The 7,937-nt window shown below is 62.2% G+C and carries 6 protein-coding genes; 5 read left to right on the top strand and 1 reads right to left on the bottom strand.

The features are described from left to right. Nucleotides 1-8 precede the first annotated feature (8 nt). From FJ404_18715 to FJ404_18695, 5 genes are all read left to right on the top strand, one after another. Nucleotides 9-206, top strand: coding sequence for a hypothetical protein (locus FJ404_18715; GenBank protein ID MBM3824884.1), 198 nt, complete (start codon nt 9-11; stop codon nt 204-206). A gap of 138 nt (nt 207-344) precedes the next feature. Continuing rightward, a complete protein-coding gene (locus FJ404_18710) occupies nt 345-1,598 on the top strand; it encodes an HlyC/CorC family transporter (GenBank protein ID MBM3824883.1) in 1,254 nt (417 codons plus the stop codon). Between the two features lie 109 nt (nt 1,599-1,707). After that, nucleotides 1,708-2,937 carry a TolC family protein gene (locus FJ404_18705; protein MBM3824882.1) on the top strand — a complete coding sequence of 410 codons (1,230 nt, stop codon included), beginning with the start codon at nt 1,708-1,710 and terminating at the stop codon, nt 2,935-2,937. After that, a complete protein-coding gene (locus FJ404_18700) occupies nt 2,934-4,109 on the top strand; it encodes an efflux RND transporter periplasmic adaptor subunit (protein ID MBM3824881.1) in 1,176 nt (391 codons plus the stop codon). The genes FJ404_18705 and FJ404_18700 overlap by 4 nt, the downstream gene beginning before the upstream one ends. Before the next feature lies 1 nt (nt 4,110). Next, the gene (locus FJ404_18695; protein ID MBM3824880.1) at nt 4,111-7,245 is read left to right on the top strand and encodes an efflux RND transporter permease subunit; all 3,135 of its coding nucleotides are present in this window, start codon (nt 4,111-4,113) and stop codon (nt 7,243-7,245) included. Between the two features lie 69 nt (nt 7,246-7,314). Here FJ404_18695 and FJ404_18690 read toward each other — a convergent pair whose 3' ends face one another. Further along, nucleotides 7,315-7,662 (bottom strand): hypothetical protein, encoded by a 348-nt coding sequence (locus FJ404_18690; protein MBM3824879.1) that lies wholly within the window; start codon nt 7,660-7,662, stop codon nt 7,315-7,317. Nucleotides 7,663-7,937 lie beyond the last annotated feature (275 nt).

Below are 7,937 nucleotides of genomic sequence, written 5' to 3'. Positions count from 1 at the left end.
TGGACCGGATGATCTTGTTCGGGGAGGCGTCGCTGCGGACGGCAGTTCAGAACTTTGTGGAGCACTACCACAGCGAGCGCAATCACCAGGGTCTGGCGAACCGGATCATCTGCCCGGAGGCGGGCCACCTGGGAGCGTCGGGTGCCATCCAGCGCCGTCAGCGCCTGGGCGGCATGCTGAACTATTACTACCGCAACGCCGCCTGATCGGGCGGCTGAGGCCGGCCATGGCGATTCGCGTTGGAATTCAGGCACCGGAGGCGTGCGCGGCATCTGGGATTGGGCCGTCTGCAGCGTGATCTGCAACGTCCGCGCCGCGTTTGGCAACGCCGGTTGCGGACCGAAATGGGAATTCAGCAGGCGCCGCGAAGAGAGGTAACGCTTGGCTGGCCAAGGAAATCAGGGCAATCCTGTTTTCGGACCATACGGCATCGCGGGGCGGCCGTGGCGCTGGATCTGGCGACGAATCCGCACGACTTCCTCTCTACCGTACAAGTCGGCATTACGATGATCGGCACGATGGCCGGGGCGTTCGGCGGTGCCACTGTCGCGGGGGAGTTCGCCGTGTACCTGAAGCGGTTCGAGGCCGTTGCGCCCTACGCCGAAACGGTGTCCATCACGCTCGTAGTGCTTGCCATTTCCTACTTGACGCTGATTTTGGGCGAGTTGGTGCCGAAGAACCTGGCGCTCGCGAACGCCGAGGGTATTGCGTCGTTCTTGGCGCCGTCCATGCGGCTGCTGGCGCGTCTCGGTGCTCCCGCGGTGCGCTTTCTTAGCCTGTCCACGCGGCTCGTGATGAAACTCATTCCCGTTCGTCCATCTGGAGAAGCTCCCGTGACGGAGGAGGAGATCAAGGTTCTGATCGCCGAGGCCACCGAGCACGGCACGTTCGATGAAGCCGAGCAGGAGATGGTGGAGGGCGTGTTCCGGTTGGGCGATCGCCGCGTGGTGGACCTTATGCAACCACGTGGCAAGGTCGTGAGCCTCGACCTCACGCTCAGTTGGGCGGAGAACGCTGAGCGCATTCGTTCCTCGGCGTACTCCCGCTTTCCGGTCATCGAGCGTGATCTCGACCGCGTGGCCGGCATCGTTCATATCAAGGATCTGTTCGTGGCGTTGAGCGAGACAGGAGGGTTGGATCTGCGCGCTCTCGCCCGGAAGCCGCTCCTGGTGCCTGAACTGACGCCCGCGCTTGAAGTACTTGACCGGTTTCAGGAGTCTGGAGAACAGATGGCGCTGGTCGTCGAGGAGCACGGGGGCGTAATGGGCCTGGTCACTCTAACGGACCTTATGCAGGCTGTGGTGGGCGACCTGCGAGCTCCAGGCGAGAGACCGCAGCCGAAGTCTGCGTTACGCGAAGACGGTTCGTGGCTGATCGACGGCTCTTTCGCTGTGGCGGACCTAGTGGAGCAACTCGGCCTTCGCGACATCCCCGGAGAGGAAAAGGGATTCGCGACCGTGGGAGGGCTGGTTCTGGCGCATCTGCGATGCATTCCCGTACCCGGCGATCACTTCATTGTGGACGGCTTGCGATTCGAAGTACTCGACATGGATGCGAATCGGGTGGACAAGGTTCTGGTGAGCCGCGTCGAAAGATAGTAGGCCAGACTCGCCTCCCAGGCCATCATCTAAATACAGTATGGACACTTGCCAGGGAGGCAGATAGCCTAGTTAATTGGGCGGTACAACACGCAGCCTAATAGCACGAATGCGCCGCGTTCTCAGTTGCGGCTTGGGATTTGGCGTCCTTCTCGCCCCAGTTGCCCAAGGCGCTAACCTCACGTTGGAGCACGCCCTGGCGCTGGCGGATCAACATCACCCGCAATTGCGGGCAGGTGCGGCACAGGTGGATGCCGCTCGCGCGGCGATCGTGACGGCCAAGGCGTATCCGAATCCGGAAGCGGCGTTGATGGCAGGCAGGCAGACGTTCCGAGTGCCTGGTAACGTGTCCGGCTTGAATACGAACCTTTCGTTCTCGCAACCGCTTGAATTGGGCCCGTTGCGACCGGCGCGATCGGCCTTCGCCGAACGCGGGCGGGAAAGCAGTGAGTTCAACTTGGCCTATACGCGGCTCGCAGTATTGTCCGGGGTGCGGAGGGCCTTCTTTCAAGTGCTCCGTAAGCAGTCTGAAATCGCGATCTTGACCGAGAATGTCCGGCTGGTGGAGGAATTTCGCCAACGCACGAAAGTCCGCGTCGATGTCGGGGAAGCGGGTCGGCTCGAATTGATCCGCGCCGACTCGGAAGTCGCGACGGCTCGCGCGGCTGCGAATTCCGCGCGCCTTCAGTACATCTCCTTCCTGGCGCAACTTCGCGGAGCGGTGGGCACTACACTTGACGCTGGTCTGACGCCCGAGGGTTCGCTCGATCCAGCGGTTATTTTACGGCCGCTCGAAGAAGTTCGCGCCGAGGCTGTGGACCGGCATCCGATGCTGGCGTTGACCCGGTCCGAAGTGCGTCGAGCCGAGGCTCGGCTTGCCTTTGAAACGGCGCAAAGGCGTCCGCAGCCTTCGATTCGGGCCGAGATAGATCGGCCACCGGATACCCCCATCTACCGGATCGGCGTCGCCATTCCTCTGCCGATCTGGAACAAACGGGAAGGCCCCATCGCCGAAGCCGAGGCGCAACTCCGGCAGACGCGCGCCCTCGCCGAGAGTCGCCGGGTTGAGATTCTGGCTGCGCTGGAAAGCGCGTACGGCCGATATGAAGTATCCACGCAGCAACTCGCGGCCTTCGAGCAGGGCCTTCTCCGAGAGGCGGAGGAAGGTCTACGAGCCGCCGAAACCGCATACCGTCTCGGCGAGCGCGGCATTCTGGACGTACTCGATGCTCAGCGGGTGCTGCGGACGGTGCGGCTCGATTTTCTCAATGCACAATTCGATCGTCAAGCATCGTTAATCGATCTGGATGAGCTGCGCGGTGTGGAGTTGCGGAAATGAAACCTCTTGCGCTTGCTTCTGCCGCCTTGTTGCTCGCCGCCTGCGGAAAGGACTCCGCCGGAACAGAACCGGTCGCGGCCGCCGTGGCGGAGTCCGCCGCAGCGCCCGCCGACCCGCTGGAGATCACGCCGACTCAACAGCTCCGGGCGACCCTCAAGACTGGTGAACCCGTCATGACGGAAGTGGGAGCCACGATCACCGTGGCGGCGCGCATTGAAGTTGACGAGACGCGAATTACGCGCATCAGTTCGCCTGTGATGGGCCGCATCACTGCGTTGATGGCCCGCGAAGGCCAGCATGTCAGCAAGGGCGAATTGCTCGCGCAGCTCAATAGCACCGGGCTCTCCGACGCTCAGCTTGGTTTCCTGAAGGCTCTTTCGCAGAAGATGCTGGCGCAACGCGCGGTGGAACGCGCCCAGCAACTCCTGAAGGCCGAAGTCATCGGCTCAGCCGAGTTGCAGCGCCGCGAAGCCGAGTTCACGCAAGCCAGCGCCGAACTGGATGGAGCGCGCGATCAGTTGGAATTGCTGGGCATGGCGCCCGACGCGATTGAGGAACTTCAGCGCACAAGGAGCATTCGATCCGTCTCCCGCGTTGTCGCGAGCATGGAAGGGACGGTACTCGCCCGTAAGGTCACGGTCGGCCAGGTGGTGCAGGCGGCGGACACCATCTTTGAAATCGCAGACCTGTCGCATGTGTGGCTGATCGCCGACGTTCCCGAATCGAACGCCGGACGTGTTGTCGAGGGCCAGGTGGTGGAGGCGGAGGTCTCCTCTCTCGCCAAGCTGAAGCTGCGCGGACGACTCACCTTCGTCAGCCAGACGCTGAATCCGGAAACGCGAACGGTACGGGTCCGGATGGACGTGCCAAATCCCGGTCGGCGGTTGAAGCCCGCGATGCTCGCGACGATGGCGCTACGCGACCAGGCGGAGAAGCGTCAGGTGGTGCCAGTTTCAGCGCTGGTGCGTGAAGGCGACACGGAGATGCTCTTCGTGGAACGCGCTCCCGGAGTGTTTGTCCTGCGGCCCGTCACGCTGGGCGATGAGTTCGGCAACGTGCGCGTGCTGACTTCCGGCATCCAACCCGGCGAGAAGATCGTCACGGACGGCGCCTTTCATTTGAACAATGAGCGCCGCCGTCGCGCCGTGCGGGGCTCCGGGGCGGGAGAGTAACGTGCTGGCGGGAGTGGTCCGCAATGCGCTGCACCAGCGCGTCGTCATCGTCGTTCTCGCCTTCATCGCCGTGGCCTTCGGCGTGGATGCCGCTCGAAAGTTGTCGGTGGATGCGTTCCCCGACGTGACCAATGTTCAGGTGCAAGTCGCCACGGAAGTGCCGGGCCGTTCGCCCGACGAGGTGGAACGTATCGTCACCATCCCGGTGGAGATCGGGATGACGGGCATTCCCGGGCTAGTGGAGATGCGGTCGCAAAACGAGCCCGGCCTTTCGATTGTGACGCTCGTCTTCGACGACGATACGCCAGTCTACTTTGCGCGCCAGCTCGTATCGGAACGTATGGGCGACGTTCGCGGCCGGTTGCCGGAAGGGATCAACCCTGTCCTTGGACCGGTCTCCACGGCGCTGAGCGAGGTCTATCAGTACACGATCGAGCATCCGCGTGACGGGAAGCGGCCGCTGAGCAAAGCTGAACTCACCGAACGCCGCATCGTGCAGGATTGGGTGGCGCGTCCCTTGTTGCGCTCTATCTCGGGCGTGGCCGAGATCAACTCCACCGGTGGCTACGTGAAGCAATATCAGGTCTTGGTGGATCCGATCCGGATGCGCTACTACGGCGTCACCATTCACGATGTTCACGAGGCTTTGGCGCGCAACAATCTCAATTCGAGCGGAGGCATTCTGCCAAAAGGACCGGAGATTCTACTGGTCCGCGGACTGGGCCTGTTTCAGAATCTCGATGACATTCGCGCCGTCGTGCTCAAAGAGGTCGGTTCCACTCCGGTGTTCATCCGCGATGTGGCGGAGGTTCGTCTGGGGGAAGAGACTCGCTACGGCGCCATGATCAAGGGCGGCTACACGGAAGCCGTCGGTGGCATCGTCATGATGAATGCGGGCTCCAACGCAAAAGAGGTGGTGCAGGCGGTGAAAGCGCGTGTTGACGAGATCAACACCAAAGCGATGTTGCCGAATGGCCTGCGGATCTCGGCTTACTACGACCGGTCAGAGTTGGTCGACGCGGCGCTCGAAACGGTGAGCCGCGTCCTGGTGGAAGGCATTGTTCTGGTGGTGGTGATTCTATTTCTGTTTCTCGGCGACCTGCGCTCCAGCTTGATCGTGATAGCGACCCTGATCCTAACGCCGCTGCTTACGTTCGTGGTGATGAACCGCTACGGCCTGTCGGCGAATCTCATGTCGCTCGGCGGACTGGCCATTGCCATCGGGCTCATGGTCGACGGCTCGGTCGTCGTCGTGGAGAACGCCTTCGCCCGTTTGGGCAAGAATCCGGGGGAGGATCGTCTCAAGGTGATTTATGAGGCCGTGCTGGAAGTCGGCACGCCCGTGGTCTTTGGAATCTGCATCATCATCATGGTGTTCTTGCCGTTGATGACGCTCGAAGGCATGGAGGGCAAGATGTTCGCGCCGTTGGCCTACACGATCGCGATCGCGCTTGCCGTTTCTCTACTTCTCTCCCTAACGCTGTCGCCGGTGTTGTCGCTCCTGCTGTTGAAGGGCGGCGCGGAGCACGACACGTTTGTGGTGCGCTGGCTCAAGCGGCCGTATCGCATCCTGCTGGAGTTTGCGACTCGCCACGAATGGCTCACCGTCGGCTCGGCCTTGGTTTTATTTGCCGCCACCATGTCGCTGTTTCCCTATCTCGGCACATCGTTCATTCCCGAGATGAAGGAGGGCACGATCTCGCCGAACGCCGATCGCGTGCCGAACATTTCGCTGGAGGAGTCGCTGGCCATGGAAATGAAGGCACACCGTCTCATTGAGAGTGTCCCCGGCGTTCACTCCATCGTGTCGCGACTCGGCCGTGGCGAGTCGCCAGTGGATCCGGCCGGATACAGCGAAACGGACACCATGGTGGCGCTCAGGCCGGCGGCCGAGCGCCAAGGCCTATCTCAGGACCAGATTGCCGATGAGATACGGAAGAGGATCATGACCCTTCCAGGTGTGAACCTCGTGATGGCTCAGCCGATCTCCGACCGTGTCGATGAAATGGTCACTGGTGTCCGGGCCGACGTGGCCGTCAAGCTCTTCGGCGACGATCTCGACTTGCTGGTGTCGAAGGCTGGTGAGGTGGCGCGCGTGGCGAACACGATTCGTGGAACCGCCGATATCAAGATCGACCGGGTCACAGGCCAGCAGAATCTCAACATCTCGATCGACCGCCAAGCGATCGCGCGGCACGGATTGAACTCATCCGAGGTCCACGATTCGATTGAGGCGGCCGTGGGCGGGAAAGTCGCCACGGAGATTTACGAAGGCGAACGGCGCTTCCAGGCCGTAGTGCGATACCCGGAGGCGCTACGCAACAGCGTGCGCGACATCCAACGCATCCTATTGACCGCGCCAGCCGGAGCACAGATTCCGCTGGGGAGTCTGGCCCACATCGAAATCCGCGAAGGTTATTCCCAGATCAAGCGCGAGTCAGCCAAGCGCCGCATCGTCGTTGGCGTCAACGTCCGCGACCGCGACCTGGGCGGATTTGTTGCCGAGCTCCAAGAGAAGGTGCAACGTCAAGTGAAGGTCCCAGCCGGTTACTACTTCGTTTGGGGCGGCCAGTTCGAGAATATGGAGCGCGCGCGGCGACATCTGATGTTCATTGTGCCGGTGACGATCGGGGCCATCTTCTTTCTGCTGTTCCTGCTCTTTCGGTCTTTGCGATTCGCCACGCTGATCATCCTGGTGCTACCGTTCGCCTCCATCGGTGGCGTGGCCGCGTTGTACTTCACCGGCGAGTACTTGTCCGTACCAGCGTCGGTCGGCTTCATCGCGCTGTGGGGCATCGCGGTGTTGAACGGCGTGGTTCTGGTCTCTTGCATCCGCGGTCTACGCGAGGCCGGTCATGGCGTGCGGGAGGCGATTCACGAAGGCTGCTACTTGCGCTTTCGACCTGTGATGATGACCGCAACCGTGGCCGCGCTCGGCCTCGTGCCGTTCCTGTTTGCCACCGGACCAGGGTCCGAGGTGCAACGGCCGCTGGCGATCGTCGTGATCGGCGGGCTAGTGTCCTCGACGCTACTCACATTGGTCGTGGTGCCGACGCTCTACCGGTTCTTTGACGGTGGAAGTGGGCGGATGGATGCGCCGAATGCGGTCGCGGTGGAAACAGAGTCTCCCGCCTGAAATGAGACGCTGAGGGCGCTCGCGTACGGCCGCAGTTTGGCTGGCTGTCCATCCGCTCACGGCACGGCGTCAAGCGGCTTTGCTGAATCGTCTGTCGCGTACGAGCGCCGGACTGCGGCGTGCTCGCGCGGCGAGCTTACCCAGGTGATGCGTAAGGCGCTTGACGCCGCGAACTGCTAACGCGATCACGTCATCGCCGCGCTCTTCGATGGAGACGGTCCGGCCGTCACGAAAGCGTGCTTTGATGTGGCAGTGCTTGTCGGGTCCACCACGGGGTCCATTCAGGTCGACCAGCGAGACGGCGATCTCCGCGAGGCGGTCTTGGTGCCGGTCGACGGCAAATGCGAGTTTGCGCTCGAAGACTCCTTTCCAGGCGTCGGCCTCGTGAAGATTTTTGGCGCGTACCAGGATTCGCAAGATGTTTCTCCTCTCCCCGCCCGTTGGGCGGATCTAGCCGTATCTTGCCAACACCGGCCGCCAGAAACCATCCTGCGTTCACGTGAGAGACGGCGTGCCGCGTACACCTCACCTATGCACAGGATGGACCTTCCGGCGAGCCGGGCGTAGACTGAAGCCGGAACTGGAGGATTGGCGAGCCATGAAGACTGTGGTGCTTCCCTTCTTGGCGGTACTCGTGTTTGCCCCATTCGGTCAGGCGGAGGACGCCAAGGCCCTCTACAAGAGCAGATGTG

This window comes from Verrucomicrobiota bacterium (genome assembly GCA_016871495.1).
Taxonomy (GTDB): Bacteria; Verrucomicrobiota; Verrucomicrobiia; order Limisphaerales; family VHDF01; genus VHDF01.
Note: the sequence above shows the minus strand (reverse complement) of the source record. Positions and strands in the feature narration are given on the sequence as shown.

Excerpts from the sequence above, each read along its gene's own strand:
- FJ404_18715 (MBM3824884.1), top strand. The coding sequence starts at position 9 with ATGATCTTGTTCGGGGAGGCGTCGCTGCGGACGGCAGTTCAGAACTTT.
- FJ404_18710 (MBM3824883.1), top strand. The coding sequence starts at position 345 with ATGGGAATTCAGCAGGCGCCGCGAAGAGAGGTAACGCTTGGCTGGCCA.
- FJ404_18705 (MBM3824882.1), top strand. The coding sequence starts at position 1,708 with ATGCGCCGCGTTCTCAGTTGCGGCTTGGGATTTGGCGTCCTTCTCGCC.
- FJ404_18700 (MBM3824881.1), top strand. The coding sequence starts at position 2,934 with ATGAAACCTCTTGCGCTTGCTTCTGCCGCCTTGTTGCTCGCCGCCTGC.